We start from the raw sequence: 26,946 nt of genomic DNA on the forward strand, positions 1-26,946 counted from the left end.
GGAATGATCATGCAGGTCTTGCCCTCCGGACGCACGCGGCGACTGCGACAAGGAGGGTGTGCAAAGTCATGAACGCCTCAGCCGGGCGCCGGAGCGTCACAAGCCCCGTTCGGATGCCTTCATCGAAGTCCACGATGCTGCGTCGCAGCGGAATCGTCGTCACGGTCGTCGCTCTCCTCTCGACGATGGCGGGATGCTTCGGACCCGCCGGCTCCGACTCCGCCACCCTGATGCCCTCTCCGACGTCGACGCCCTCGGCGGTGGTCCGCGGATCGGCCTCTGCGGACGCTCCTTGCGCGGCTCCAGATGAGTCGACGCCCTATTCCCCCATACCGGCCGACTTGGCTGTCGCCAGCGACCAAGAAGGATGGGTGGGCGTCTTCCAAAGGGTCGATGCTCGGTTCAATCGCGACGGCACGCTGAAGAAGGATCCGCGTGAATCCACAGTCATCTCGGTGAGCGGCGACAAGCCGGTCTCCGTGAAGGTCCCCGTGTCGAGCACCGATGCCCGGCTCGTGCCGACCAAGGGACACGCAGAGCCACCCAAGAAGGTCGACGTGAATGGTGGCGTCGCAGAAGTGGCCTTCACCCCCGAGGGAGTCGCCGACAAGAAGATCGAGGCACGCTACGACAAGCCGCTGCCCGTCGATGTCGCCGTGAGCTACACATTCAACGGGGAGCCGGTTAGCGCTGAAGACGTCGACTCCAAGATCAAGAACAAGAAGGGCACGGTCCAGATCACCTACACGCTCACCAACACGACCAGCACCCCGGTGACGGCGTGCTTCACCGGGTTCGACGGCCAGCCCCAGACCCAGACGCTCACGACGCCGCTGCCGATCCTCGCATATCTGACCGTCACCGTGCCCGACGCGACCACGAGCTTCACGGCACCCGGTGCCGCGCCGTCGCACAGCAAGTCAGGTGTGGCCGTCGGGTGGACCGGCGCGCTGTTCGAGCCCTTCGGGTCGACGAAACAATCTTTCACGCTCACCATGACGACAGCAAAGTCCTCCGTGCCGCAAGCGAGCGTGATCCTGGCGACCCTCGACCCGTGGTCGATCACGGGCCAGGTGGCTGCCGCCTCGGCGCAGTCGCTGGGTACGGCTCAGGCGGCTGCGAGGAAGGCGATGTCGGCTGTCGAGACCTCCCTCGATGCCATCCAGCAGCGCATGTCCAGCTTCCAGGGGTCCAGCGGCCAGACCACGGCGTCCGGCGCGCGGTCGCCGATCTCGCTGCCTGCCGTCAACGGCGCGGGAGTGCACCTGCCCGGCGTTTCAATCCCCGCGATCCAAGCACCCTCCATCGATACGCCCGCACTTCTGCTGCCCCCCGTGGTGGACTTCACCGCCCCTCAGCTCACGGTCCCGACCATGGTCGACCCAGGCCTTCCCCTCCCCGACTTCGCGGGACTCCACAAACAGCTCGCCGTGGTCATCGGCGCGCTTGATGCGGGACCGACCGCGGCCAAGCTCGCAGCGCTCGAGACGGCCGTGAGCGCTTCTGCGGGCAACGTGAACGCCGTGACGGAGGCGGCGAAGGCGTTGGCCGACCTCACGAAAGCTCTCAAGAACTCGGCGCAGAAGGCCTCCGATGGTCTGGACGGGATCGTGGCACAGGTGCCGCCGGCACTGGACAAGGCGGTCAAGCTGCGCCAGCTGCTCGACCAGATCCAGACCGATGTCGACGCTCTGCAGCATCCCGCGGACGCAGCGTTGCAGAAGGTGAACGATGACCTGACCGCTGCCCGCGATCTCACGGATGCTCTCGTCACAGCACTCACGAACCTCGACAACGTGGCGCACACCGCTCAGGCAGACGTCGCGGCACTCAAGACGAAGGTCACCACTCTTGAGCGGTCCGCCGCTGATCTCGTGACCACGCTGACCGGCAAGCTGGTCTCGGGACAGAGCGCCCTCGAAGCTGCCCAGACCGACGCTGCCGAGACGATCATGGCCCAGCTCGGCGCCGCTGGTGACGCCGCGGTGGCTCTCGGCTCGAAGCTCGACGCCGAGGCCGCGCAGAGCGATAAGAACAAGGGCACGCTGGCGGAATTGATGGATGCTGTCGTGAAGCGCTCCGCACAGAAGGCCGTCCAAGAAGCGGAGGACAAGGCTGCCGCAGCCGTCGCTAAGGCACATGCCGCTGCGCAGAACGCCGTGAATTCTGCGAATGCCACCCTGGGTGCAGCCATCGCCAAGGCCAAGGCGGCGACGGCCGACGCCGCCGCGCGGGCAGCCCAGCAGGCATCCCTGGCAATCCAGGATGCGGAGGCTTCAGCCCGGGAGGCGGCCGGCGCGACCGCCGCGGAGGTCGGCGACGGCGTGACCGCCGCGAACGACGCCTTCGCTCAACTCCTGTGCCTGAACCAGCAGGCGCTGCTACACCAACTGCCGGCCGGCAGCGCGACCGGGGTCAGCTCGCAGAACGGCCGATTCGCCTACATCATCGAAGGCTCGTGACACCGCGCGGTGTCCCTAAGGGCCTCATCACGCGACTGCGGTTCCATGCGCAGCCTTGTAGCACCGGGAGGACCAATGGATAACAGCACGGTGAACGCCATCATCGTGGCGTTCGGATTGCTCTTCGTGATCGCCAATGGCCTTTCGCTCGGGATGCACGTGAAGGTCGGTGAGACCCTCGCGCATTTCGTTCGGAACTGGAAGTTCGCGCTTCTGACTTTGCTTATCAACTTCGTCGTACTGCCGTCGCTGATCATCGGGTTCGCGGCACTGGTCGACATCCCGGCTGACATCAAAGTCGGGTTCTGCATCGTCGCTCTTGCGGCGGGAGCGCCGTTCGCACCGCTGCTGACGAGACTGGCCAAAGCGGATGCGGCGATGTCGACGACACTCTTCATCGTTCTGATCGCGGGGACGCTCATCGCCGTGCCGCTCGGGCTGCCGCCAGCCGTTGCGGCGCTGGTGCCCAGCATCCCTCCCGTGCATGTCTGGGACGTCGCCTGGCCGCTGCTTCTCTTTCTCGCCGCACCGTTGGCTCTGGGGTGCCTCTTTCGGCTGCGCTACCCCGACGTGGCCGAACGCTTCGCGAAGCCGCTGCAGATCATCGCAATCACCGCTCTTCTGCTGTACGTCAACGTCTTCATCGCCGCGTACCTGGACCTGTTCGGACAGGCTTGGGGATCCGGCGCGTATCTTGCGGCGATCGGCGTCCCCGTCCTGGGAATCATTCTGGGCAGCCTCATCCGCCTCCGAGATAGGGGCGCCCGTCAGGCCGCCGTCATCACAACCGCCCAGCGCAGCGTTGGCGGCGCGATCATCGTGACCATCTTCACGTACCCTCAGCCCCTGGCCAACGTCTCGGTCACCATCATCAACACCATCGGGATCATCGTCTTGCTGATCCTCAGCCTGGAATGGCGCCGCGCCGCGACGCGTGCCCCGCAGCGAAGCTCCGATAGCTCCACGCCACACGCCCACCGGTCGCAGGGATCAACGAGCAGTCCCGACGGAGCCACACATTCGCGGTCGCCCGGTTCAGCGACGCAGTCCAACGATTGATCGTGCTGTCGGGCGAAGCAACTGTCAGGATGCGTCTGCATGTACGGCCCAGGCGCTTCGCTGCCTGCTAATTCATGTCCTCGCACGCTGATCGGATGACGCTCCCGACCATTGCTCGAATGGATGCGACGCACGGAACGTCGGGCCGGAACATTCAGACATGGCGCGGTACCTCCCGACGTGCCGCACGATGGTGACGATCTGCCAGGGAAGCGCCCCACTTCAATTGCGGTGCACATCTACTGAACGACCCGGTTGGTGACCGGCTCGAACTCGTCGGCAACCCGATAATGAGGTGAACTCGAAAGCGGTCATCATCGACGTCGAGAGCGGTGTGCAAACTCGGGTGGGCACCGGATTGGCTCTGCGATGAGGTCACTGACCTGCTCGACCGCGGTTGGGCAATTGATCTAGCGGCTGAACAAGCCAACCTTGATGCTCCTGCGCATACTCGCGTGCTCTGCCGGCTCGTAGCTCACCGATCCTGAGTCGGGGCGACAGCGCCATTAGCGGTGGAGTGCGACCAACTCGACTGCGGAGGATCAAATGGGTGGCCGAATGTCCGCGAGGGCCCGTGGTCAGCGTGGGTAAAGCGTGGGTAAAACATCGGCGAATCCCGCAATGGCGCTGACATCTACGAAAGGTCGAGATCCGCGGAAACTCAAGGCAGAGCAACTCCGGGAAAGCCGCGAAATGCTTCTGCAGATGGGTTCAAATCCCACCGTCACCGCCACAGAAAAATCCCTGATCAGCAGCACTTTCGAGTAGCCCAGATCAGCGATTCTCCACGTGGTGGGTAAACAAGTGAGTAAAGCCGTGCGATCCTCACATCCGCGGAATCCCGCGGGTTTCCGGGGCTTGGACGCCTTGGCTTGGTCACCACGGGGTGCGATCTCGTTTTACTCATTTCTTACTCATAGAGTCTCCGAGCCCGACTGAGGGCACTGAATTCCGCGGAATCACGCGGGTTCAGGCAGTTACTTACCGTAGGATCTTTGCCCACCGTAGGAGGCGTGGCGACGGGCGAGAAGCCGTACGCGCCGCCGGCGGTTCGCGTCACGATGCCCGCGTCGAAGTCGCTCGAACTGCGTTCCAGATCGCGGTACCGATGGCAGTTGGGACTACAGCGAGGGTTACCCCGCCCGTGGGGCTCGGTCTCGTCCTTGGCGAGGGACTTCGATCGGGTGATCGGCGCTCCACGAGGCGAGCAGCTTCAGCCGCTCCGCAGAAGGGGAGCCTGGTTCTGCCGTGTAGATCAGCAGCACTTGGCCGGGTTCGGCGGTGATGGCGAGTTCCTCCTACGCGAGCGTCATCTCGCCGACGATCGGGTGGTTGAACCGCTTGGTGCCCGCGCCGTGAGTGCGCACATCGTGCGCTCCCCACAGGCGTCGGAAGGTGTCGCTGCGGGTCGAGAGTTCGCCCACGAGGTCCTGCAGTCCCTTGTCGTGCCTCCGATCGCGCCGCTTTCGAGTCTGGCGTAATACTCGACACTCACCCCCGCGAGGGTTGCGACCTCGGTGCGGCGCAGCCCGGTGACACGGCGGTTGGAGCCGCGGGAATGCCCGCCGCATCCGGCGTCAGCTTCGCACGCCGTGACATGAGGAGCTCGCGCACCTCGGATCGGTTGTCCACGCCGCCAGCGTAGGTCGCGGCATCTGCGCGAGGGTGCCCTGCCAGTACACCTCTCATCAGGAACTCCCTCGATCCTCGGATCCCCGGTTGGCTGGGTGACATGCCAGCCGCTTCCCTCCCGCCACATCGGTCCACGATCGGAAGATTCGTTCCGAGCCTGCTCCTGCTCCTCACCGTCTTCGGGCCGATCTCGATGGACCTCTATCTGCCGGTGCTTCCCGCGCTGACCATCGAGCTGGATGCCGCGACGTCTGTCGCACAGCTGACCATCACGGCGTGCCTGATCGGCCTCGCTCTGGGTCAGCTCATCGCCGGGCCCATGTCCGATCGTTTCGGTCGACGCGCGCCGCTTCTGATCGGGCTGATCGCCTACGTCGTGACATCGGTGATGTGCGCGCTGAGCCCGAGTGTCGAGCTGCTCATCCTCGCTCGCGTCGTCCAGGGCCTTGCTGGCGGCGTCGGGATCGTGATCGCCCAAGCCGCGGGGCGCGATCTCTACTCCGGGGGTGCGCTGATCCGCTTCTACGGGCGGCTCACCGTGCTCGCTGGGCTCGCCGCGATCGTCGGACCTCTCCTCGGTGGCATGCTGGCGACCATCGCCGACTGGCGGGGACTGTTCCTCTTCCTGGCTGCAATCGGTGCCGGCATCCTGACCGCGACTCTCCTGGGCTTTCGCGAGACGCTTCCGAAGAACCGGCGCACGTCCGGCGGCTTCGCGGAGATCCGCCGTGACTTCCGGCTGCTGCTGGCCGACGGGGTCTTCGTCGGCGCCGTGCTCGTCACGGGTTTCGCGAACGCGGCGGTCTTCGCGTACCTCGCCGGCGCCACCTATGTGCTGCAGGGGATCTACGGCCTCACGCCCCAGCAGTACGCGCTCGCGTTCGGGCTGAACTCGGCCGGTTTCATGGTGTTCGGGTTCGTCAGCGCCCGCGCCTCGGATCGCTGGAGCGTGCGCGGAACTCTCATGGTCGGGATCGCCATGTGCGGCCTCGGCGCGGCCGGGCTGCTGATCGCCGGTCTGACCACGGTGCCCCTGCTGGTCGTCATCATCTCGCTGCTGGTCCTGGTCAGCGGTGTCGCCGTCACCACCCCGCCCACCACCACGCTCGCGCTCGCCGAGTATCCGCAGATCGCTGGGACCGCGTCCTCGCTGCTGGGCTTGTCGCGATTCGCGTTCGGCGCGGTGGCTGCTCCGCTCGTCGGCATCGCGGGCGCCGCGGCCATCTTGCCGCTCGGGGTGGTCACGCTCACAGCGGTCGTTCTTGCGGTGATCGCGTATGCGATCCTCATCGCGCGCAGCACCCGGGAGGCGGATGACGCGCCCGTGGCGCCCGCCGTCGCAGAACTCGTCTGACCGTCACTAACCACAACCCGAAGGAGGATCGCGCCATGCGTGGAGTGATCATGCACACCCCCGGCGACGTCCGCGTCGAGGACCGCCCGACCCCGACCATCATCGACCCGACAGACGCGATCATCCGGATTGCGGCGACGTGCATCTGCGGTTCGGACCTCTGGCCGTACCGCGGTGTCGACCACCCCGACCACATGCCGATGGGCCACGAGTACGTCGGCGTCGTCACTGAGATCGGTGCGGATGTCGAGACCCTGCAGGTCGGCGACTTCGTCGTCGGGTCGTTCTTCGCCTCCGACAATACCTGCGAGATCTGCCAGGCCGGCTACCAGTCCCGCTGCGTCCATGCCACAGGGCTGGACGGCACCCAGGCAGAGTACGCCCGCATCCCGTTCGCCGACGGCACTCTCGTCTCAACCCCGGGCCGGCCCGACCCCGACCTGATCCCGTCCCTGCTCGCGGCATCCGATGTTCTCGGCACTGGTTGGTTCGCCGCCGTGGCCGCTGAGGTCGGTCAGGGCAAGACGGTGGCGGTCGTCGGTGATGGAGCGGTCGGGCTGCTCGGCATCCTCGCGGCGAAGGAACTCGGCGCGGAGCGGATCATCGCGATGAGTCGTCACGCAGACCGGCAGGCCCTCGCCCGCGAGTTCGGCGCCACCGACATCGTCGAGGAACGCGGCGACGAGGGTGTGACGAGGATCAAGGAGCTCACGAACGGGCTCGGTGCGCATTCCGTGATCGAGGCTGTGGGTACGCAGGAATCGATGATGCAGGCGATCCGCGCCACTCGCGCCGGCGGCCACGTCGGCTATGTCGGCGTCTCGCACGACGTCGCGCTGCCCGGTGAAGAGCTGTTCTTCTCCGGCGTGCACCTGCATGGCGGCCCGGCCCCCGTGCGCCGGTTCCTGCCTCAACTCATCCAGCTGATCTGGGACCGCAAAATCGACCCCGGCAAGGTGTTCGACCTCACACTCCCGCTCGAGCAGGCCGCAGAGGGCTACCGGGCCATGGACCAGCGTCGCGCCACCAAAGTGCTCCTCACCTTCTGAGCGGGCAAGAAGAGATCTTGACGAAGTCACGCGCGAACCGGATCAGAGGACTGTGCGCCACGCTCGTCATTCTGGGCGCAGGTTCCCTCGCCCTCAGTGGGTGCACCACTGCTACTGCCCGTTCCACCACCCCACAACTCACAGAAGGCATTCCCGCAGAAATGACAACACCACCTGCTGAGGCCGCTGAGCAGCCCGGCGGCACGCCGATCCGCATCACCGTCGGTGATGACATCGTCACAGGAGTGCTGTGGGACAACGCGGCCGCGCGCTCATTGACCGAGCAGCTGCCCCTCACGCTGACCTTCCGCGACTTCAACCGGGTGGAGAAAATCAGCCGTGTCCCACAACCCCTGTCGATGGAAGGGATGCCCAAAGGGGATGACCCGGAGCCAAACGACATCGGCTATTACGCTCCGTCAGGGGATCTCGTCCTCTACTACGGCGACGTCGGGTACTGGAACGGCATTGCTCGCATCGGAGAGTTCACCTCCTCGCTGGACCCGATCCAGTATCAGGAGGAGGCTTTCACCGCGACGATCGAACTCGCCCCGTAGCCGACCCAGCGGCGCGCACAGAGAAACGAGCAGACATGAACCCCACGTACGACTTCGTCGGGCAGGTTGCCGTGGTGACCGGCGCCAGTTCCGGGATGGGCTTCGTTACGGCGAAGGCATTCGCCGAGGCCGGGGCCGCGGTCGTCCTCGCTGACATCAACGAGGTTGCGCTCACGTCCGCGACCGACGGTCTCACCGCGGCCGGACATCAGGCGCTCGGTGTGCGGTGCGACGTCGCCGATGAGGAGAGCGTTGCGGCGATGGTACGGGCGACGGTCGAGACGTTCGGGCGTTTGGACATGGCGTTCAACAACGCGGGCATCCAGGTTCCGCCCTCGGACGCGGCGGACGAGCCGGGTGAGGTGTTCGACCGGGTCAACGCGATCAATCTCCGCGGCGTTTGGGCGTGCATGAAGCATGAGCTGTTCCAAATGCGGGAACAGGGGAGTGGTGCGATTGTGAACTGCTCCTCCTTGGGCGGCCTCGTCGGGCTGCCCGGCAGGGCCGCCTATCACGCCTCCAAGCACGGCGTGATCGGGCTGACCACAAGCGCGGCGTTGGAGTATGCGCCCCGCGGCATTCGCATCAACGCGATCTGTCCCGGCACGATCGAGACGCCGATGGTGACCGACATGATCGAGAAGGGCGAACTCGACATGGCGGAGGCGATGGCGAACCAGCCCATCGCCAGACTCGGCCGCGCCGACGAGATCGCCGCAGCTGTGCTCTGGCTCTGCAGCCCCGGATCCAGCTTCGTCGTCGGAGTTGCGCTCCCCGTCGACGGAGGATACACCGCACGCTGAACGACGGATCATTCGCCCTTGGTGCTTCCCAAAGGCTCGAGACCGACGGTCGTGCTCGCCTTACCTCGTGGGCAGCTGATCGACCGACGCGAGCTCGCTGCTCCGGTGTCGTGACGTGCACCGCGGGCATGACCTCCTCCGCGTCGAGCACGCCGCCCCCAGAAATCTCTCTGGTTTGTCGACCTGAGCGTTCTCCGGTGATCCTTCGCCGCCGGTGACGAGTGCCTGGGGTGTGAACTGCAGCACGCAGTCCCGGGGAGCCTTCGGGAGCTCATTGATCGGCAACCGACTCTGTCGCATGGATCGAGTGGCCCCGCGCTGGCGCAGGGATTCACCGCACCTGCGTGGTGACCCGCAGAAGATCACCACATCTGGTGATGCCGGATCCCCACCTCGATTCGTAGCTTGCTCAATCAAGAGCACCGCCCGGAACCACAACACCTCTTGGAGGACACCATGAAAGCTGCTGTCTACCGCCGATTCGGCGGACCCGATGTCGTCCACGTCGAGCACATCGCCGACCTCGAACCGAAGGCCGATGAGCTCCTCATCCGCGTCCACGCCTCCACCGTGAGCGCCGCCGACCATCGCTCCCGCTCCCGCGACATCCCCGCCGGCCTCGCCATCCCGAGTGCCCTCGTTCTGGGATTCTTCCGCCCCCGGCGGCCGGTGCTCGGAATGGACGCCGCCGGCATCGTCGAGAAGACGGGCGACGACATTCAGGGTTTCGCGCCTGGCGATGAGGTGGCGGTGATGCTCGGCAGCCGCTTCGGCGGCCACGCCGAGTACGCCCTCGTCAAGGCCACCGATGCGGTGGTCCACAAGCCCCGTGGCCTAAGGTTCAACGCCGCCGCCAGCCTCATCTTCGGCGGTATCACGGCGCAGGCCTATCTCAACCAGGCGACGGTTCAGGCCGACACCTCGATCCTCGTCAATGGGGCGTCGGGCGCGGTCGGTTCCGCGTTCGTTCAGATTGCCAGCGCGGTGGGCGCGCACGTGACGGCGGTCTGCAGCCGATCGAACCACGCGCTCGTGACCGACCTCGGCGCGCAGCGGACCATCGACTATCGCACTCACGACTTCACGGAAGACGGCACAACGTACGACGTGATCGTCGACTGCGTCGGCAACGCCCCCGTCGCCAGAGTTGCCGACTCGGTGCGCCGCGGCGGCGCGGTGCTCCTGGTCGCAGCCGATCTGCGCTCGCTTATCCACGCCAAGCGCGATGCCCGGCGCCATGGAATCAGCGTCATCACCGGCCCCGGACCCTATCGGGCCGCGGACCTGCAGCACGTCATGTACCTCGCCGAGGTCGGCGACATCCGGCCCGTCATCGACCGCACGTATCCCTTGGACGACATCGCCCAAGCCCATCGGTACGTGGACACCGGCCGCAAGCGCGGGAGTGTCGTGATCCAGGTCGCCCAGGCGATCCAGACCATCCCGCCGAGCGCGACCGGTGAATCAGCCACGACCGCGGCCGTTTCGAACCGTCGATAGCCCGATCCCAGACCCCGCAACGCACGACGTCCGAAAGGCAAACCCCATGAGCTTTCCTCAATCCATCCGTAGCGGGCTCCGCCGCTACGCCGACTTCTCTGGTACCGCGAGCCGGTCCGAGTTCTGGTGGTGGATCCTCTTCACCGTGCTCGTCACCGCCGCGCTCGCCGCTCTCCCCGTCCCGACATTCCCTGTCGGGGACGCAACAGCGCTGAGCGCCCCGACACTCACTCCCGTCTGGCAACTCGCTGTCCTCCTGCCCACCCTCGCCGTGACCGCCCGTCGCCTCCGCGACGCCGGCTCGAGCTGGGGACACATCTTCTGGATCCTCCTCCCTGTCGTGGGCGGAGTCGTGCTGGCCGTGCTGTGTTCGCAGCCGTCCAACATCCGTTTTAGCGCCGCGGCGCTCGGCACTCCCGCGGAGGCCCTCCGATGAGCGCCGAGAGCACCGCCGCACTGCTCGAGGTCCATGACCTCCGGCGTTCCTACGGTCGGGGTGCCAACCGGTTCGACGCGCTGAAGGGCGTGTCCCTCCGGGTCGAACCCGGGGAGTCCCTCGCGATCGTGGGCAAGAGCGGCTCCGGCAAGTCCACGCTGATGCATCTCCTGGCGCTCCTCGATCAGCCCGATCAGGGTGCGCTGAGTGTCGGGGGAGTGGATGCGGCAACCCTCAGCTCCCGGGAGCTCAGCCGACTGCGCAACGAGACCTTCGGGTTCGTCTTCCAGCAGTTCTTCCTCAATCCGAACGCCAGCGTCCTGGAGAACGTCATCCTGCCCTTGAAAATCGCCGGTGTGGGTCGCCGCGAACGGCGGGCGCGGGGGATGGCTGTGCTGGACCAGCTGGAGATGGCTGACAAAGCCAAGAGCAAGGCAGTGAGCCTCTCGGGGGGCCAGAAGCAGCGTGCGGTGATCGCCCGGGCGCTCGTGAACAATCCCAAGCTCATCTTCGCGGACGAGCCGACCGGAAACCTCGACACCGTGACCGGCCGCTTGGTCGAAGACATCCTGTTCCGGTTGAACAGGGAGAGCGGCATCACCCTCATCGTGGTGACGCACGACACCGAACTCGCTGCGCGGTGCGACCGCCAGATCCACATCAGCGATGGCAGAGAAGTACTTCCCGAACTGATCGGAGCATTCGCATGAAGATCACCGACATGCTGACCACCGCGGTCGGCAACACCCTGCGCAGCAAGACGCGGACCACCCTCACGGTGCTGGCCATCTTCATCGGCGCGTTCACGCTGACCATCACCAGCGCGATCGGCACCGGCGTCTCGGACTACATCGACAACCAGATCGGCGCCTTCGGTGCCAAGGACGTCCTCACCGTCACCAAGGCGAGTGAGAGGACGGCGATGCACGAAGGGCCAGCGGAGTACGACCCGGATGCGGCGATCGTCGGCGCCGACCTCGCCCAATTCGAGACCGAACCGCTTACCGACGACGATCTCGACGCTATCCGGCGGGTCGATGGCATTCTCGATGTGAGCGCTGTGCGGCAGGTCAATCCCCGCTACATCGAGTACGACCACCGCGGAAAGTACATGCTCGACGTGAATGCCTCGGCAAATCTCACCACTCCCGACCTGGCGGCCGGCGGTCAACTAGACAACGCAGGCGACGAACCCCAGATCCTTCTCCTCAGCTCGTACGTCGACGCGCTGGGATTTGCGGATGCGGCCGGTGCTGTGGGAACGACCGTGCGGATCGGGATCGCCGATTACACCGGTGCGCTGCACGAGGTCGACGCGACGGTCGCGGGTGTGCAGAACCAGACGATCCTCGCCTCGGGTGCCGCACTGAACGAGGCCCTGATCGACGAACTGCACGCCGTCCAGAGCATCGGACAGCCGTCGGCCACATCGGAGCAGTCCGTCGTCGCCATCGCGCATTTCAACCCGGACGCCACCGAAGCCCAGATCGATGCGATCCAGGCTGCCCTCGCGGACGCGGGGTTCCAGGCAGCCACAGTGTCGGACCAGATCGGCGTGATCCAGACAGTCGTTGACGGCATCATCGCGGTGCTGAACTCCTTCGCCGTCATCGCGCTGATCGCCGCCGGATTCGGAATCGTCAACACCCTCCTCATGAGCGTTCAAGAACGGACTCGAGAGATCGGGCTGATGAAGGCGATGGGGATGCGAGGCGGAAGCATCTACGCACTGTTCAGCACCGAGGCGGTCTTCATCGGCTTCCTCGGCAGCGTCCTCGGCGCCGCGGCTGCGGTCGGGATAGGCAGCGCAGCGAACGGACTCATCGTCGACAGGTTCCTCATCGATCTCGAGGGTTTGCAGGTGCTGCGGTTCGAATTCGTGCCGGTCGCGTCGATCTTGCTGACTGTGATGCTCATCGCGTTCCTCGCCGGCACGCTGCCGGCGAGGAAAGCAGCCCGCCAGAACCCGATCGACGCGCTCCGCTACGAGTAAGCGCCGCAGATCACCCGGAGGATCACCAGATGTGGTGATGCCCCCTCACCACATGGCTGCGTAGCTTGCAGACATCGCCCGGCGGATGATACGGGCCACACGATCAGGAGCGACGATGACCCTCAACACTTCACACGCGACGCCTGTCGTCCGGCCCGCGCGGAAGCGCGGGCCCGGCTGGCTGCTTCCCGCCGGGCTGATCACGTTCGGGTTCCTCCCGATCCTTGCCAACGCGCTGCGACGTGTCGCGCTGACCGTCGGGGCAGCCGGCTCCGGCGACGGCGGTGGGATGTCGCTCCCGGTCATCCTGCACGTCGTCGGGGCGACCATCTTCGTCGTCCTCGGCGCTCTCCAATTCTCCGCAGGTTTTCGGCGACGCCGGCCGACCTGGCACCGAATCGCTGGCCGAGTGGCGATTCTTGCGGCCCTGCTCGCGGCCGCCTCGGGACTCTGGCTGGCATTCGTCACGCTGGCGGAGTCCTCTCCGCTGCTGTTCCTCTTCCGGTTTCTGGCGGCAGCCGGGATGGCGATCTTCATCATTCTCGGATTCCGTGCCATTCGGCAGCGCCGACTCCCGCAGCACCGCGCGTGGATGATCCGCGCGTTCGCCATCGGGCTCGGCGCCGCGACCCAGGTGTTCACCCTCGGCTTCGGTGAGGCGATCCTCGGCAAGAGCGAGCTGACCGTCGCCCTGCTGAACGGCGCGGGCTGGGCGATCAATCTCACCGTGGCCGAATGGGTTATCCGCCGGACGCCTAGGCGCGTGGCCCCCGCCACAGCCCGGACCGGGGTCCGAGCATGAGTCCGGGAACGACTCGCGACGAAGCCGGCGACTACGAAGTGCGTGTCGGCCGGCACCTGGACGATCGGTGGGCCGAGTGGTTCGGCGACCTGACCATCACTCGCGAGCCGGACGGGACGACGACGCTGCGGGGTCGTGTTGCTGACCAGGCCGCATTGCACGGCATCCTGATCAAGATCCGCGATCTCGGAATGGTCCTTCTCACGGTGCGTGCGATCGATGCTCGCGCGTCTACGACCGCGGATGACGCGGACGGCACTCGACGAGTGTCCATCTCGACGACGGACGGCGATCCTTAGGTGGGCGGCTTTTGCCCGCCCCGCCCGAGCTCACCGAGTTCCTGGGCACGAAGCACGGCCGATCGTCGATTGTTGACCCCGAGCTTGGTGTAGATCCGCTTCGTGTGAGTCCGCACCGTGTTCAGCGACACGACGAGCATGCGGGCGATTTCGGGGCCGCTCAACTCGGTGGCGAGGAGCCGGAGCACCTCCCGCTCACGTTCGCTCAAAGGCTCCGCGAGACCGGCAACCCGATCGTCGCTCGGCGCGGCAGCGTCGGCAGCGCCGAACACCGTCAGAAGCCGGAGGGCGGAGGCGCGGACGGAGTCCCGCGCCGCGATGGCCTCCAGGAGTCCGCTCATCGGTGCGCCCTCGTCCACGAAGAGGCGTGCGTACCCCTCGGGCTCGGCGAGCAACAGGGCCCGCTCCAGCGATGCGCCGGCATCCGACATGCTGCCGTGCGCGCGATATGCCAGAGCCTGCAACGCGAGGATCTCCATGACACTCCCGGTTCTTCCCCCGGCCTCCGCTGCCTCGAGAAGACGGGCTAGGAGCGCCGAGGCGTCGCGGAGGGGCTTCTCTTCGCGGTGTCGGCGATGCTGCGCGAGCAGGGTCCTGGCAAGTGTGATGTGCTCGTACTCCCGCAGATAACTGAGGTCGTCTTCCGCGGATAATCCCGCCGCGCGGGCCCATGCGAGGGCTTCGGCGATCCTGTCCTGCTGTAACCAGACTCGCGCCCGCATTGCGGGAACGGGGCGAACCACCGGCCCCATGTCAGCCACGAAGAATTGCTCTGCCGCATCCAGGAGGTCGACTGCGCCGGCCAGGTCTCCCTGAGCTTGACGCAGCTGGGCCAACGCCAGTCTCGACCGGTATCGGTACTTCGGCAGCCCGGCGGCGTCGCCCTGTGCGGCGCCAAGCTCCAGGTGCACGATCGCTGCCTCCAGATCTCCGCGCTCGTACAGGATCGTGCTCATCCCGACATGCATGTCCGGGATGCCGCGGCGGACTTGCGGCGTCTGTTCGAGTGCCAGCTGCAAAGCGGTCTCATAGCTCGTCATCGCGTCGCCCAGTCGGCCCTGTGTCAGACGGATGTCCGCCAGGGTGACCGTGCACCCGAGCACGTCGGCGATATGCCCCGAGCGGCGGAAGCTGGCGACGGACTCCGCGTAGCCCTTGTACGCGCCGTCCAGGTCGCCGCGTCCCCACAGTGCCAGGCCCTCCAGTGCCGCGGCCGCGCCCCGGCGATACTGGTCGTCCTCGTCGAGCAGCTCGAGCGCTCGTCGGGCGTACGCCACGGTCGCCGTCGCGTCTCCGCGGGCCAGCGCTTGCCCAGAACGGTAGATCGCCACGGAGCCGGGCAGGCGCCGGAACTCGTCGGCATCGACGACCATAGGCTGATCAAGATCCGCGCCACTGCCGTCCGCGGCATCCGTCCACCGCTCCGCGTCCCGCAGTCGGGCCTCCACTCCGGTCATCTCTCCGGTGGACAGAAGGGCGCCGGCGAAGCCGAGACTGAGTACGGGCCGTGTGCGGAAGATCTCGTCGGGGAGCGCCTCCATCCAGCCGCGCAGCGTCGCCTCCCGGCGATCCCGCGCCATCACGGGCATGGCCGTCTCGATGAGCCGCGCAGCCAGCGCGGGGTCCGCCGCAGCAAGGGCGTGCTGGATCGCAGAGTCCAGTTCGCCGTGCTGCTCGTGCCACGCACTCGCCCGGCGGTGCAGGTCGGGCACGTCGTCCGGCTGCTCTTCGATCAGACGCGCCCGCAGCACTTCGGCGAACAGGTGGTGGTAGCGATACCAATGACGGTGGTCATCGAGCGGCACGAGGAACAGATTGGCCCGGTCAAGCGCCTCCAGCATCGCTCTGCTGTCACCGCGTCCCGTGACGGCATCGCCGAGTGGCGCATTCATGCGGCCGAGAATCGATGTGTGCAGCAGGAAGGAGCGCACCTCCGGCGGCTGGTTCTGGAGGACCTCCTCGACCAGGTAGTCGACGATGTATCGGTCGTCGCCGGCGAACCCGGCGACGAAATCGGCGATGTCGTCTCGGCCGCGCATCGAGAGCGCTGCGAGCTGGAGCGCGGCGATCCATCCCTCCGTGCGGTCGTCGAGTGTGGAGATCTGCTGAGGCGTCAGCGGCACGTCCATCGCGCGGGTGAGATAGTCCGACGCCTCCTCCGCGGTGAAACGCAGCTCGGCCGCGCGAACCTCGACGAGATCACCGCGAGCCCGCAGCCGAGCGAGAGGTAGTGGCGGATCAGCCCGGCTCGCCAGTACCAGGTGGACGTTAGGCGGCATGTTGGCGATCAGGAACGCGAGTCCGTCGTGCACTGTGCGTGTCTCGATGACGTGATAATCGTCGATCACGAGAACGAGCTCACCCGCAACCCCGGCGAGGTCATTGAGGAGGCCAGTGAGAAGGGCCTGCGGGGAGACCGGTCCGGGCGTTTCCACCAGCGAAAGCGCCTCGGCCCCCACATCCGGCGCGATCGTCCGCAGCGATGCAATCACGTACGTCCAGAACAGCGCCGGATCATTGTCACCTGCATCGAGCGACAGCCACGCCGCGGCGGGCTCCCCCGCTCCCCCTGCGGAGGCCCCCGCAAGCCAGACGGCAAGCAGGGTCGACTTGCCGAAACCCGCCGGCGCCGAGACGATCGTGAGACTGGACGCCAGTCCTCGATCAAGCTGCTTCAGAAGTCGCGGGCGCGCCACCGCTTCTCGCCGCGCTTTCGGTCGGTAGAGCTTCGTTTTCAGCAGCGCACGCGATGACACCGTCAAGGGCGGGTAACCCAAAGAGGAAGCCGTCTCCGCGCCTATTACGGCCGCCGGGTCCGCCGCCAATTGGGCGCGGAGCTTCTCTGCCGATTGCGCCAGGTCGGCGGCCGAGCTCGGTCGCCCTGCAGGGTCTTTCGCCATGCACGACAGAACCAGGTCGCGCACGAGTTGCGGCAGGTCGGGCGGCATCGGCGGGGGCGCGTCGTTCACCTGCGCCAGAGCGATAGCCACCGGCGACTCGCCGGTGAACGGGCGCCGTCCCACGAGTGCTTCGTAGGCGACCACGCCGAGCGAGTAGATGTCGCTCGCTGCAGTGACCGGTCGGCCGCTGACCTGCTCCGGCGAGATGTACTGCACTGTCCCCATCACTTGGCCGACGGTGGTGAACGGGACCTGATCGGCGACGCGTGCGATCCCGAAATCCGTGATCTTCAACCGGCCATCCGGAGTGAGTAGGAGATTTTCCGGCTTGATGGTCCCGGTGTACGAGGCCCGCTTCGTGAGCGGAGTGCAGGGCGTGTGCTGTCTGGGCGATGATGCCCAGGACGCGATCCGGTCGCAGGGGTGCCTCCCTGCGCAGGAGGTTGGAGAGCGGCTCGCCGTTGACAAGCTCCATCACCAGGAATGCGGTTCCGTCCGCTTCGCCGTAGTCGTACACCCGCGCGATGCCGTCATGGTCCACCAGTGCCGCATGTCGGCCTTCGGCGCGGAAGCGCTCCAGGAAGCCGGGCGCCTCGACCAGCTCGGCCTTGAGGATCTTCACCGCGACGGTGCGGCCGATGACCCGGTCCGACGCCTCCCACACCTCACCCATCCCGCCGACCGCGATCCGCCGCGACAGTTCGTAGCGGTCAGCCAGCGCCATCCCCGGCTGAACAGTCATGGCTGGAGTTCAGCGGCGTCGATCGATGCATCCACGCTGACCGATCCTTCCGAAGACCGCTCGCGCCGCTCTGCCGCGCGAGACCTGCACGGGCAACCGTATACCGGTCGGTGCCCAGGACCCGTTCGGGACGATGTGGAGTCGACGCGCGACGCATCCGCGTTCGAACGGTCTGACCACGGTTCAGCTTGTTGTTTTGGACCTAGCTCGGACGTGGATGCGTTCGCCGTGTTTGCCGAACATGCTGAGGATCTCGACCGGGCCGCTGCCGGCGGATCCGAACCAGTGCGGGTTCTTGGTGTCGAACTCGGCCGCCTCGCCGGGACCCATCACGATGTCGTGGTCGCCCAGCACCATCCGGAGTCGGCCATCGAGCACGTAGATCCATTCGTAGCCGTCGTGGGTACGCAGCACTGGTTCGCGTTCGGTCGCGGGAATGATGATCTTGAACGCCTGCGGTTCGCTGTGCGGCTGGGACAGGCGGGTGAGCACGCGGCCTTCCGTGCGGGACGCCTTCTGCGGCACCCTCGGGTCGTCGATTCTCGGGGAGCTGACGATGTCGTCCAGGCTGATCGCGAGCGCGGCGACGACGGGGAGCAGCAACTCGAGACTCGGTTTGCGTTGACCCGACTCGAGGCGGGAGAGCGTGCTCTTCGAGATGCCGGTGGCCTTGGCAAGGTCCTCCAGCGTGACGTTCTTCTTCTGTCGCGCGTGACGCAGTCGAGGCGGGATCTGGCTGAGTTCGGTATCGATACGCTGCGATGTGCTCACCTGCCCATGCAATCATCCCGTTCCGGTTTCGGCAACGGAAATCCCTGCTGTGACGCTGTTGATGTCATCTTGGTTTCATGAGCGAGGAAACACACCACGACGTCATCATCATCGGCGCCGGCGCGGCGGGTCTGAGCGCCGGACTGGTCCTCACCCGAGCACGGGCCGATGTCCTGCTGATCGATGCCGGCCAGCCACGCAACGCGCCCGCCGAGCACATGCACGGCTTCGTCTCCCGCGATGGGATGCCTCCGCAAGACTTTCTCGCCTCGGGACGCGCCGAGGTCACATCGTACGGAGGCCGGTTCGTCCAGGCCTCCGTGCTGACCGTCGCGCGGTCCGCTGACGCCATTTTCCGCGTGGCGCTGGAAGACGGCGCAGTCGAGACGTCCCGTGCCCTTCTGGTGGCAACCGGTCTTGTCGACGAGCTTCCCGACATCGCCGGCTTGGCCGAGCGATGGGGGTGGCTGGTACACCATTGCCCCTATTGCCACGGACACGAAGTCCGGAAGCAGAAGATCGCGGTCATCGGCGGCCCGCAGCGCGAAATGTCCCTCAAACAAGCAGGGCTTCTCCGTCGCTACAGCCACAGGGTGACTTTCATAACGAACGGCATCGAGCTGAGCCCCGCGGAGTTGCACCGGCTCACCGCGTTCGGCGTCTCCGTGGTCGAAGGAGCCGTCTCCCAGCTGCTCGGCGCACCGGGTGCGCTGGACGCGGTCGAGCTGAGCGACGGAAGTGCCGTCGAATCCGACGCCACGTTCATCGCGCCTCACCAAGTCCCCCGCGACGCGCTCCTGAAAGCGCTCGGCTGCCAGACCGACCCCGACACGGATCTCGTCGTCGCCGACGGATTCGGCCAGACCAGTGTCCCCGGCGTCTGGGCGGCGGGAAACGTCGTCACTCCTACCGCGCAGGTCGTCACGGCCGCGGGCGCGGGAAGCGCGACCGCCATCGCCATCAACGGGTGGCTTCTCCAACAAGACCTCGACGCCGCATCAGCGGCTCGACCGCAGTAACCCCCTTTCACCGAAAGGACATTCACCATGTCTCAGCCAACATCCACCTCGACTCGCATTCCTTCGTCGGCGCAACAGCCCCCGTCCGTTCATGTCCGAGCCGTGATCACCTGGATCGCGATCTTCCCGCTCGTCACACTCGGGTTCTTCGGGATCGCACCCTTCGCCGAGGACTGGAATCCTGTCCTGCGCGCGTTCATCCTCTCCGTCGTCGTCGTTCCCGTCGCCGTCTACCTCGTCGTCCCCCAGCTGATGCGGATCTACGGGAGGATGCGTGCCGCGCGTCGCTGAGTCGGATCACCGGATGCGGCGACGTCGGTCAGGGCGGTGGCGCTTAATCAAACCGGGCTGTTTGATTTATCTGATCCTATACACTTCTGTTTGAGGTAGTCAACATGTCCATCGCATACACTAATGTTTGAGCTAACGGAGGGCGGTCTAGACGTGGCAAGTGTGCAGCGGGAGCGGGCGGTGCGGTCGGATTCGACGCGGAATCGCGACGCCATCCTTCAAGCGGCTGCCGAGTGCCTGAGCGTGAATCCGAGCGCGAGCCTGGCCGATATCGCGCAGGCCGCCGGTATCGCCCGGATCACTCTGTACGGACACTTCTCGTCGCGAAACGAGCTCTTGACCGAACTCGTCCACACCTCGATGGCGCGGGTGGAGGCGGAACTCGCTTCCGTCGATCTGAGCGGGGACACGTGGCACGCGTTAGAGGCCCTTGTGGCTTCGTCGTGGCGGCTTGTGAGCAGCTTGAGTGTCCTGCGGGGCGTTGCGGAGCACGCCCTGCCGGCCGATGAGATGCACGGAAGCCACGGAGACCCCCGCACGCGGGTCGAGCATCTGCTCGCTCGTGGCCGTGCGGACGGATCTTTCCGTGATGACCAGAGCATCGCGTGGCAGACGGCGTGCTACTTCTCGCTCCTGCACGGGGCTGCCGCCGAAGTAAGGGCGGGCCGGCTCAGCGAGGACGAGGTCCAGGAGTCGCTCATTCAGACGCTGCGGGCTCTGCTGCAAGCACCGTCCGCACAGTAGCCACGATCGCGTCAGTGGGATCGATGGGCCCCGGGTCCTCGGGCCTGGAGAGCGAGGCGCCGGCTCGAGCGATGGCGTAGATGCAGTACATCTGCCAGTGCACAGTCTGGTCGGTGCGGAATGTGCCGTCGCGGCGACCGCGCATCACGAGCGTGCGGATTCGGCCTGTCGTGTCCTGATGTAGTCGCCTCAGTTCCCGCGGGCTGAGCTCGCCGCCGGCGGCCGCCCGGAGGCCCGCCATGTCGTTGAGCATTCGCCATGAGGTCGCGACGAGCGGGGCGACGGCATCTTGCGGTGAGAGCGCCGGGTCGTCCAGTCCCGTGAGTGTCATGTTCGCCTCGGACATCACCAGGCGTAGCGCGGACCTCACGAGTGCGTGTCGGCTAGGGAAGTGGCTGTACAAGGTGCCGCGGCTGACGCCGGAGGTGACCGCGATCTCCTCCATGCTCGCGCGAGGACTTACGTGGAGTGCGCTCAGCGCGGCCCGGAGGATCGCTTGGCGATTACGGGTCGCGTCAGAGCGGGGGCGGCGACCATGGGTCGTTCACGAAACTTCCTCTTGACTAGCTCAGACATCTGTGTTTATGTTATCCAACTAACACAAACATGACTGTATGAGTAAAGAATCGAGTGGACATGTCCCGCATCCGTCAGCCCCTCCGCGTGGCGCTCGCCCGCGACACCAGCACCTTCGCGCGGCGCTGGCCCGGGAAGGCGCTCGTCGCCGCTGTGCTGGTTGGCATTCCGGTCGTTCTCTTCGTGCGCTCGGTGCGAGGCGGCTCGTACATCGACGACAGCTGGCTCGCGGTGCTCGCGGCGGTTGTCGTGGTCTTGGCCTACGCGCTCTCCCGACGACTGCTCGCCACGGTGGTGGTGGCCAGCATCGTCCTCGGTGCGGCAGCGCTCACCATGACGCCGCAACTCGCCACCGCGAGTACCGGCGACGACACTGTCCTGGAGCGCCTCGACGGCTTGCGCAGCGACGGCATGCTCGACGGCTACCGCGACCTCGCCGTCGCGACCGTCGACCTGGATGCCGCCACTCCGATTCAGTTCGCCGGTCTCGGCGCCGACCCGCACACGCGGATTGAGATCGGGTCGCTGACCAAGGCGATGACCGGCCTGGTCATCGCGGACGCGGTCGAGCGTGGCGAGATCCGTCTGGATGCCCCTGTCTACACGTATCTGCCGCGGTTGAACGGATCACCGGCCGGCGCGGTCACGATGCGGGAACTCGTGACGCACACGGCCGGGTACGTGGCGTTCGGTCCTGCCACGATGATGCGCGGATTGTGGGCCGCCCCGCTGGGGCACAACTTCTTCTCCGCCGACGAAACGCAAGTGATGGCGGAAGCACGAGCCGGCACGCTGGAGTCCCGCGGCACGTACCTCTACTCCACGCTCGGAGCCGCGACGGCCGGCCTGGCCGTGGCCGCAGCAACCGGCATGGACTACCCCGAGCTGCTGCGCACCCGCCTGTTCGACCCCCTCGGGATGTCCGACACCGTCGTCGAAGAGGATCGCAACGCCGTCGAGGGTGGGTGGTCGGCATCCGGCCTCCCCGTACAGCCGTGGGTCATGGGCGCGTACGCCCCCGGCGGCGGCGTTGTCTCGACCGCACACGACCTCGCCACATTAGCAACCGCCCTCCTTGACGGCACCGCGCCCGGACTGACCGCGATGGACCCCGAGGCGCCGGCGGGAGCAGATGACACCGCCGTCGGCATGTTCTGGCACATCTCCGACTGGTCCACCGGTCAGACCATCACCTGGCACACCGGACAGACCGGCGGATACACCACCTACTTCGGCATCGACCGTGCCGACGGCACCGCGGTCATCCTCCTCTCGGATGTCTCGAACTCCGCGATCTCCGACCTCGGTCGCGAATTGCTCGCCGACCACGCCTGACCCCTCCCACCCACAACCAAGACCGACACGAAGGAGCACACCATGGCTACGACCGCCACCCCCACTCGCCCCGAGACCGCCGCACCCGCCCGCTCGCCGCGTCCGTCGCGCCGGCGGCGCATCGCACGTGCACTGGCAGTCGGGCTCGCCATCGTTCTGGCGCTCGCTTTCGTCTCGACCGTCGCGAACGCGGCTGAGACCGCATCCGAGAAGGCACAGCTCACACCGTACGGCGAGACCGTCACGCTCAACGCCGGGGACATCAACGTCTGGCGCAACGGGGGATCGGGTCCGACCATGGTGCTGCTCAGCGGCTACGGCACCCCGGCGCCAGCAGTCGACTTCGCCCCGCTGGTCCGCGAGCTGGAGGCGTTCGACGTGATCGTCGTGGAGGGCTTCGGGTACGGATACAGCGACCTCGACGTGGCCAACCGCTCCATCGAGAACATCACCTCCGAACTGCACACCGTGCTCGCGAAGCTGCACGTCGACGAGCCGGTCATCCTGGCCGGGCACTCGGTCGGCGGTCTCTACGCCCGCTACTACGCGAACACCTACCCGGACCAGGTCGCCGCGGTCATCGGTATCGACCCGATGGCGGCCACCGCCACCTCGCTCGAGGTCGGCACCCCCTCGATCACCGAGGGCGTCGCCGGCGCACTCGGCCTCTACCGTGTGGTCACCACGATCGTGCCTGACCTCATTCAGCCTCCTGGCACCGCCTACACCGCTGGAGAACGCCGACGGACGGCAGCGATGTCGAACTGGAACTACGGCAACCCCTCCATCTCGGACGAGTGGAGCCAGCTCCAGGCGAACTCGACGAAGGCGGCCGCGCAGCCGTTCGCCGCCGACCTGCCCGTCCTGGAGATGCTCTCCGCCGAGAGCGTCGACGGGATGCCGTGGTGGCTGCCGAACCACGAGGCCGAGCTCGCGGGAGTCGCCACCCACCAGCTCGAGGTGCTCGAGGGAGCCCACTACCTGCACTGGACCCAGTCCCCGCAAATGGGTCGCATCATCACCCACTTCGTCTCGGCTCACGTCACTCCCTGACAGCACGCGCCTCGACACTCGGCCTCACACAAGGAAGAACCCCGCCATGAACTCTTCACAGAACAGCATCCCGACAATGACTACGCGCACGATCGCCCGAACGGTGGGAGCACTTCTACTCGCCGCGTTCGTCCTCTACGGGGTCGGCAACGCCATCGCGACCGGAGCCGCGGATGACAGTGCCATGCTCACTCTCGGCGTCTCGATGATGCTTGCCAACAGTGTCGCCGTGGTGGCGATAGGAGTGCTCCTCGTGCCAGTCCTCCACCCCCACTCGCCGCTGGTGGCTCGGATCTACCTCGCCACCCGTTTCTTCGAAGCCACCTTCCTCTCGGTCGGCGCGATCGCCCTTCTCGTCGGATCAGCGGCAGTCAACTTCACTGCGTACAACATCGCCATGGCTGGCCTCGGCATTGGGAGCCTGTTCTTCTGCGCACAGCTCTATCGCACGCGCCTCGTCCCCCGCTTTCTTGCGGTCTGGGGATTCGTCGGCTACGCGGCATTCGCCGTCGGCAGCCTCACCGAGCTCGCCGGCGTCGCGGGCGCAGGCCTCATCGGGGCCGTCCCGGGCGGACTCTTCGAGATCTTCTTCGCGTTCTGGCTCATCGTCAGAGGATTCACCAGGCAGCCTGCCCCTACTCGCACCGTCATGGCGTCGGAATCGGTGTGGCCCTGACGGGTCCGGGAGAATCGATGATCATGACATCGCGCCGCCGGGTTCCTGATCAGCATCATCATCCTGCCCAGGGCGCTCACCAGACTCGGACCCCAGCGGGTGGCGCTCATCGGGCTCGGGCTGCAATCCCACTCCGCTCAATCCCACAAGGGATGTGTCGGTATCTCGGGCTGGTTCAGGGTGTCGCGTGCGGGTGACCGTACCGGTGGGGATCGACGTCGAACGTGGCGGCACAGGCCAGTGAGCAGAAGTAGAAGGTCATTCCGTCGTGCTCACGGGTTGCGGCGGCCGTCTTCGGATCGATCTTCATGCCGCAGACCGGGTCGGTGACGAGGGTCGTACCGTCCGTGGAGTGCTCGTCGTGGTGTGCCCTCGGATGCTCCTCGTGTGCATGGTGGGGGTTGCTCTCATCCACCGGGTTGGTGTTCAAGGCCGCAGCCGCAGTGGCTGCGGGGTTGGCGTCGCGCAGGGGGTTGATTGCGATGTCGGCTTCGGCATCCGCCATCGAACGCTGACCTCCAGCGGCAGCTGACCCGTGCTCAGGCAGGGACGTTGACACGGGATTGCTGGATGCTGTTTTTGCGGTGTGGGCCTGAGCGGGAAGGCGCAGTCGTCTCAGCAGGAGTGCGTTGACGGCCACGATGACGCTGGAGCCGGACATCGTGATCGCGGCGATCTCTGGGCTGAGCATGATGCCCAGCGAGGCGACGAACACGCCGGCCGCGATCGGCAACGCGACGATGTTGTATCCGACGGCCCAGCCCAGGTTCTGCCGCATCTTGCGTACGGTGCCCTTGCCGATGCGCAGCGCGACCGGGACGTCGAGCGGGTCGGAGCGCATCAGGACGACATCTGCCGTTTCGATGGCGACGTCAGTCCCTGCGCCGATCGCGATGCCGAGGTCGGCCTGGGCCAGGGCGGGGGCGTCGTTCACCCCGTCGCCTACCATGGCAACTTTCTTGCCCGCGCGTTGCAGGTCGGCGATCCTGGCAGACTTGTCCTCGGGGAGGACTTCGGCGATGACAGTGTCGATGCCCAGCAGCGCGGCGATGCGTTTAGCGGTGGGTTCGTTGTCGCCGGTGAGCATCACGACTTCGATGCCGGACTCGTGAAGTGAGGTGATGGCTGCTACGGCGGTGTCGCGTGGCGCGTCCGCGAGTGCGATCACCCCGGCTGCCCGCCCGTCGACGGCGAACGCGATGGCTGTGCGCCCGGTGGCGGCGAGTTGGTTCTGCGCGGCGGAGATGGCGGGGATGTCGATTCCCTCATCTGCCATCAGCCGGGCGTTGCCCATCACGACCCGGCGCCCGTCGACGGTCGCGACTGCTCCGAGTCCGGTGACGTTGAGGAACGCGGTGGCGGTGAGGCGCGGGATGTTGCGTGCGTCCGCGTAGGCGACGACCGCCTTGGCGAGGGGATGCTCCGACTCGCGCTCGGCCGCCGCCGCCAGGGTGAGCAGTTCGATGTCGTCCATTCCGATCGGCAGGTAGTCGGTGACTTCCGGTTCACCCTTGGTGAGGGTTCCGGTCTTGTCGAGCACGACGGTGTCGATGTGCGCGGCGGACTCGAGGGCGCTGGCGTTCTTGAACAGCACGCCGCGCTTGGCGCCCAGTCCGGTGCCGACCATGATCGCGGTGGGGGTGGCGAGACCGAGCGCGTCGGGGCAGGTGATGACCACCACGGTGATGGCGAACAGGATGGCGGTGGACACCGAGGCGCCCGTCCAGAGCCAGGCGAGGAAGGTCACCGTGCCGCCGATCAGCGCGACCAGCACCAGCCAGAACGCGGCCCGGTCGGCGAGCCGCTGCCCGGGTGCTTTGGAGTTCTGCGCCTCCTGCACGAGGGCGACGATCTGCGCCAGCGCGGTGTCGGCGCCGACTTTGGTGGCTCGCACCCGCAGGGTGCCGGTGGTGTTCACGGTGGCACCGATGACCTCAGAGCCGACCCGCTTCGCGACCGGCAGGCTCTCACCGGTGACCATCGACTCGTCGATCTCCGAGTCGCCCTCCTCGACGGTGCCGTCGGTGGGGACCTTCGCCCCAGGGCGTACCAGCATGAGGTCGCCAGGCACGACCTCGGCGGTGGGCACCTCGACCGCTTCACCGCCCCTGAGTACGACCGCGCGGGGTGGGGCGAGCTCCAGCAGGGTTCGGATCGCGTCGTTCGCACCGCCCCGAGCGCGCATCTCCACCCAGTGGCCCAGCAGCACGAAGCTGGCGAGCACGGTGGCCGCCTCGTAGAACACCTCACCACCGCCGGTGAGGGTGATCACCACGCTGTAGAGCCAGCCGGCGCCGACACCGACGGCGACCAGCACCATCATGTCCAGGGTCCGGGCGCGGAGGGCACGCCAGGCGCCGTCGAAGAAGATCCAGGCCGAGTAGAAGATCACCGGCAGGGAGAGGATCAGCGAGAACACGTCATCGCGCAGCCCGAACGGCGCCGGGACGGTGAAGCCGAACACCTCACGGCCGATCGGGGACCACAGGATGATCGGCACCGAGAGGACCGCGGCGACGATGAATCTGTTGCGCATGTCGCGGATCATCGATGCCATCGACATTCCCGCGTGGCTGCCGCCGTGTCCCATCACGTCCTGCATGGTGCGATCGGCCACGCCATGATCAGCGTGGCCTCCGTGGGCGACCTTCTCGGCGGCATGCATCGCGTGACTGGGGTCCTCGGGCATGGTCATCGCGCTGTGATCGTGTTGACCACCCGGTGTCGGCGGTAACGGTGCGGTCTCGTCGGATGCCGTGTCACGGTGCCCGACAGGCTGCTCTTGGTGGGGGTCGTGGGCCGGATCGCAGATGTGATCGGGGACGGATCGCCCAGCGCAGTGGTACCCGCAGTCGATGATCCACTGACGCAGCTGAGCCTGGGATGTCAGGTG

Annotated in this window: 22 protein-coding genes and 3 pseudogenes; 18 read left to right on the forward strand and 7 right to left on the reverse strand. The window is 66.5% G+C overall.

The window, feature by feature from the left end; genetic code table 11:
• The first annotated feature begins 113 nt into the window (after positions 1 to 113).
• Together ABD188_RS05480 and ABD188_RS05485 are read left to right on the forward strand one after the other, a co-directional pair.
• Positions 114 to 2,462 (forward strand): hypothetical protein, encoded by a 2,349-nt coding sequence (locus tag ABD188_RS05480; RefSeq protein ID WP_344059300.1) that lies wholly within the window; start codon positions 114 to 116, stop codon positions 2,460 to 2,462.
• A gap of 75 nt (positions 2,463 to 2,537) precedes the next feature.
• A complete protein-coding gene (locus ABD188_RS05485; protein ID WP_344059302.1) occupies positions 2,538 to 3,521 on the forward strand; it encodes a bile acid:sodium symporter family protein in 984 nt (327 codons plus the stop codon).
• Between the two features lie 1,133 nt (positions 3,522 to 4,654).
• On the opposite strand, the pseudogene ABD188_RS05490 reads toward ABD188_RS05485, so the two are convergent.
• Positions 4,655 to 5,153: pseudogene (locus tag ABD188_RS05490) on the reverse strand (MmyB family transcriptional regulator).
• Between the two features lie 100 nt (positions 5,154 to 5,253).
• Here ABD188_RS05490 and ABD188_RS05495 point away from each other — a divergent pair.
• The 10 genes from ABD188_RS05495 (at position 5,254) to ABD188_RS05540 (ending at position 13,946) form a co-directional block, all read left to right on the forward strand.
• Positions 5,254 to 6,507, forward strand: coding sequence for a multidrug effflux MFS transporter (locus tag ABD188_RS05495; RefSeq protein ID WP_344059304.1), 1,254 nt, complete (start codon positions 5,254 to 5,256; stop codon positions 6,505 to 6,507).
• 35 nt (positions 6,508 to 6,542) lie between these two features.
• Complete coding sequence (locus tag ABD188_RS05500; protein ID WP_344059306.1) at positions 6,543 to 7,556, forward strand: zinc-dependent alcohol dehydrogenase family protein; 1,014 nt, start codon at positions 6,543 to 6,545, stop codon at positions 7,554 to 7,556.
• Between the two features lie 17 nt (positions 7,557 to 7,573).
• A complete protein-coding gene (locus ABD188_RS05505) occupies positions 7,574 to 8,113 on the forward strand; it encodes a cyclophilin-like fold protein (RefSeq protein WP_344059308.1) in 540 nt (179 codons plus the stop codon).
• Positions 8,114 to 8,148: 35 nt separating this feature from the next.
• Positions 8,149 to 8,916 carry a glucose 1-dehydrogenase gene (locus ABD188_RS05510; protein WP_344059310.1) on the forward strand — a complete coding sequence of 256 codons (768 nt, stop codon included), beginning with the start codon at positions 8,149 to 8,151 and terminating at the stop codon, positions 8,914 to 8,916.
• Between the two features lie 456 nt (positions 8,917 to 9,372).
• On the forward strand, positions 9,373 to 10,416 hold the full coding sequence (locus tag ABD188_RS05515; RefSeq protein ID WP_344059312.1) for an NAD(P)-dependent alcohol dehydrogenase: 1,044 nt from the start codon (positions 9,373 to 9,375) through the stop codon (positions 10,414 to 10,416).
• A 46-nt stretch (positions 10,417 to 10,462) separates the two neighbouring features.
• Positions 10,463 to 10,852: a DUF805 domain-containing protein gene (locus ABD188_RS05520; protein ID WP_344059314.1), complete on the forward strand. Its 390-nt coding sequence runs from the start codon at positions 10,463 to 10,465 to the stop codon at positions 10,850 to 10,852.
• The gene (locus tag ABD188_RS05525) at positions 10,849 to 11,562 is read left to right on the forward strand and encodes an ABC transporter ATP-binding protein (protein WP_344059315.1); all 714 of its coding nucleotides are present in this window, start codon (positions 10,849 to 10,851) and stop codon (positions 11,560 to 11,562) included. The genes ABD188_RS05520 and ABD188_RS05525 overlap by 4 nt, the downstream gene beginning before the upstream one ends.
• Entirely contained in the window at positions 11,559 to 12,845 is a 1,287-nt protein-coding gene (locus ABD188_RS05530) for an ABC transporter permease (RefSeq protein WP_344059316.1), read from the forward strand. The genes ABD188_RS05525 and ABD188_RS05530 overlap by 4 nt, the downstream gene beginning before the upstream one ends.
• A 115-nt stretch (positions 12,846 to 12,960) precedes the next feature.
• The gene (locus tag ABD188_RS05535) at positions 12,961 to 13,647 is read left to right on the forward strand and encodes a DUF2306 domain-containing protein (RefSeq protein WP_344059318.1); all 687 of its coding nucleotides are present in this window, start codon (positions 12,961 to 12,963) and stop codon (positions 13,645 to 13,647) included.
• Positions 13,644 to 13,946 (forward strand): hypothetical protein, encoded by a 303-nt coding sequence (locus ABD188_RS05540; RefSeq protein ID WP_344059320.1) that lies wholly within the window; start codon positions 13,644 to 13,646, stop codon positions 13,944 to 13,946. The genes ABD188_RS05535 and ABD188_RS05540 overlap by 4 nt, the downstream gene beginning before the upstream one ends.
• Here the strand turns inward: ABD188_RS05540 and ABD188_RS05545 are convergent.
• The 3 genes and pseudogenes from ABD188_RS05545 to ABD188_RS05555 form a co-directional block, all read right to left on the reverse strand.
• Positions 13,943 to 16,225, reverse strand: coding sequence for a winged helix-turn-helix domain-containing protein (locus ABD188_RS05545; RefSeq protein WP_344066880.1), 2,283 nt, complete (start codon positions 16,223 to 16,225; stop codon positions 13,943 to 13,945). The genes ABD188_RS05540 and ABD188_RS05545 overlap by 4 nt on opposite strands.
• 513 nt (positions 16,226 to 16,738) lie before the next feature.
• Positions 16,739 to 17,570, reverse strand: a pseudogene (locus tag ABD188_RS05550) (serine/threonine-protein kinase); the annotation flags it as partial.
• Positions 17,571 to 17,771: 201 nt separating this feature from the next.
• Complete coding sequence (locus tag ABD188_RS05555) at positions 17,772 to 18,359, reverse strand: helix-turn-helix domain-containing protein (RefSeq protein ID WP_344059321.1); 588 nt, start codon at positions 18,357 to 18,359, stop codon at positions 17,772 to 17,774.
• A 77-nt stretch (positions 18,360 to 18,436) separates the two neighbouring features.
• Here ABD188_RS05555 and ABD188_RS05560 point away from each other — a divergent pair, with 77 nt between their 5' ends.
• The 3 genes from ABD188_RS05560 (at position 18,437) to ABD188_RS05570 (ending at position 20,413) form a co-directional block, all read left to right on the forward strand.
• On the forward strand, positions 18,437 to 19,378 hold the full coding sequence (locus tag ABD188_RS05560; protein ID WP_344059323.1) for an NAD(P)/FAD-dependent oxidoreductase: 942 nt from the start codon (positions 18,437 to 18,439) through the stop codon (positions 19,376 to 19,378).
• Positions 19,379 to 19,405: 27 nt separating this feature from the next.
• The gene (locus ABD188_RS05565; protein WP_344059325.1) at positions 19,406 to 19,669 is read left to right on the forward strand and encodes a putative antibiotic biosynthesis monooxygenase; all 264 of its coding nucleotides are present in this window, start codon (positions 19,406 to 19,408) and stop codon (positions 19,667 to 19,669) included.
• 153 nt (positions 19,670 to 19,822) lie between these two features.
• On the forward strand, positions 19,823 to 20,413 hold the full coding sequence (locus ABD188_RS05570; RefSeq protein ID WP_344059327.1) for a TetR/AcrR family transcriptional regulator: 591 nt from the start codon (positions 19,823 to 19,825) through the stop codon (positions 20,411 to 20,413).
• Here the strand turns inward: ABD188_RS05570 and ABD188_RS05575 are convergent.
• Together ABD188_RS05575 and ABD188_RS20205 are read right to left on the reverse strand one after the other, a co-directional pair.
• Positions 20,367 to 20,744 carry a hypothetical protein gene (locus ABD188_RS05575; protein ID WP_344059329.1) on the reverse strand — a complete coding sequence of 126 codons (378 nt, stop codon included), beginning with the start codon at positions 20,742 to 20,744 and terminating at the stop codon, positions 20,367 to 20,369. The genes ABD188_RS05570 and ABD188_RS05575 overlap by 47 nt on opposite strands.
• Before the next feature lie 42 nt (positions 20,745 to 20,786).
• Positions 20,787 to 20,858, reverse strand: a pseudogene (locus ABD188_RS20205) (TetR family transcriptional regulator); the annotation flags it as partial.
• 191 nt (positions 20,859 to 21,049) lie between these two features.
• Here ABD188_RS20205 and ABD188_RS05580 point away from each other — a divergent pair.
• The 3 genes from ABD188_RS05580 to ABD188_RS05590 are packed head-to-tail and all read left to right on the forward strand — an operon-like array spanning position 21,050 to position 24,053.
• A complete protein-coding gene (locus ABD188_RS05580; protein ID WP_344059331.1) occupies positions 21,050 to 22,324 on the forward strand; it encodes a serine hydrolase domain-containing protein in 1,275 nt (424 codons plus the stop codon).
• 42 nt (positions 22,325 to 22,366) lie between these two features.
• Positions 22,367 to 23,377: an alpha/beta fold hydrolase gene (locus ABD188_RS05585; RefSeq protein ID WP_344059333.1), complete on the forward strand. Its 1,011-nt coding sequence runs from the start codon at positions 22,367 to 22,369 to the stop codon at positions 23,375 to 23,377.
• A 46-nt stretch (positions 23,378 to 23,423) separates the two neighbouring features.
• Positions 23,424 to 24,053 carry a DUF4386 domain-containing protein gene (locus tag ABD188_RS05590; RefSeq protein ID WP_344059335.1) on the forward strand — a complete coding sequence of 210 codons (630 nt, stop codon included), beginning with the start codon at positions 23,424 to 23,426 and terminating at the stop codon, positions 24,051 to 24,053.
• Between the two features lie 175 nt (positions 24,054 to 24,228).
• Here the strand turns inward: ABD188_RS05590 and ABD188_RS05595 are convergent, their stop codons facing one another.
• On the reverse strand, positions 24,229 to 26,748 hold the full coding sequence (locus ABD188_RS05595) for a heavy metal translocating P-type ATPase (protein WP_425561369.1): 2,520 nt from the start codon (positions 26,746 to 26,748) through the stop codon (positions 24,229 to 24,231).
• Positions 26,749 to 26,946 lie beyond the last annotated feature (198 nt).

The sequence above is a fragment of the Microbacterium pumilum genome, from assembly GCF_039530225.1.
GTDB classification, from domain to species: Bacteria; Actinomycetota; Actinomycetes; order Actinomycetales; family Microbacteriaceae; genus Microbacterium; species Microbacterium pumilum.

Bases quoted from the DNA above. Each gene is read 5' to 3' on its own strand.
- ABD188_RS05480 (WP_344059300.1), top strand. From the start codon at position 114: ATGCCTTCATCGAAGTCCACGATGCTGCGTCGCAGCGGAATCGTCGTC.
- ABD188_RS05485 (WP_344059302.1), top strand. From the start codon at position 2,538: ATGGATAACAGCACGGTGAACGCCATCATCGTGGCGTTCGGATTGCTC.
- ABD188_RS05495 (WP_344059304.1), top strand. From the start codon at position 5,254: ATGCCAGCCGCTTCCCTCCCGCCACATCGGTCCACGATCGGAAGATTC.
- ABD188_RS05500 (WP_344059306.1), top strand. From the start codon at position 6,543: ATGCGTGGAGTGATCATGCACACCCCCGGCGACGTCCGCGTCGAGGAC.
- ABD188_RS05510 (WP_344059310.1), top strand. From the start codon at position 8,149: ATGAACCCCACGTACGACTTCGTCGGGCAGGTTGCCGTGGTGACCGGC.
- ABD188_RS05515 (WP_344059312.1), top strand. From the start codon at position 9,373: ATGAAAGCTGCTGTCTACCGCCGATTCGGCGGACCCGATGTCGTCCAC.
- ABD188_RS05520 (WP_344059314.1), top strand. From the start codon at position 10,463: ATGAGCTTTCCTCAATCCATCCGTAGCGGGCTCCGCCGCTACGCCGAC.
- ABD188_RS05525 (WP_344059315.1), top strand. From the start codon at position 10,849: ATGAGCGCCGAGAGCACCGCCGCACTGCTCGAGGTCCATGACCTCCGG.
- ABD188_RS05530 (WP_344059316.1), top strand. From the start codon at position 11,559: ATGAAGATCACCGACATGCTGACCACCGCGGTCGGCAACACCCTGCGC.
- ABD188_RS05535 (WP_344059318.1), top strand. From the start codon at position 12,961: ATGACCCTCAACACTTCACACGCGACGCCTGTCGTCCGGCCCGCGCGG.
- ABD188_RS05540 (WP_344059320.1), top strand. From the start codon at position 13,644: ATGAGTCCGGGAACGACTCGCGACGAAGCCGGCGACTACGAAGTGCGT.
- ABD188_RS05545 (WP_344066880.1), bottom strand. From the start codon at position 16,225: ATGCCGCCTAACGTCCACCTGGTACTGGCGAGCCGGGCTGATCCGCCA.
- ABD188_RS05560 (WP_344059323.1), top strand. From the start codon at position 18,437: ATGAGCGAGGAAACACACCACGACGTCATCATCATCGGCGCCGGCGCG.
- ABD188_RS05565 (WP_344059325.1), top strand. From the start codon at position 19,406: ATGTCTCAGCCAACATCCACCTCGACTCGCATTCCTTCGTCGGCGCAA.
- ABD188_RS05575 (WP_344059329.1), bottom strand. From the start codon at position 20,744: ATGACACTCACGGGACTGGACGACCCGGCGCTCTCACCGCAAGATGCC.
- ABD188_RS05580 (WP_344059331.1), top strand. From the start codon at position 21,050: ATGTCCCGCATCCGTCAGCCCCTCCGCGTGGCGCTCGCCCGCGACACC.
- ABD188_RS05585 (WP_344059333.1), top strand. From the start codon at position 22,367: ATGGCTACGACCGCCACCCCCACTCGCCCCGAGACCGCCGCACCCGCC.
- ABD188_RS05590 (WP_344059335.1), top strand. From the start codon at position 23,424: ATGAACTCTTCACAGAACAGCATCCCGACAATGACTACGCGCACGATC.
- ABD188_RS05595 (WP_425561369.1), bottom strand. From the start codon at position 26,748: ATGACCATGCCCGAGGACCCCAGTCACGCGATGCATGCCGCCGAGAAG.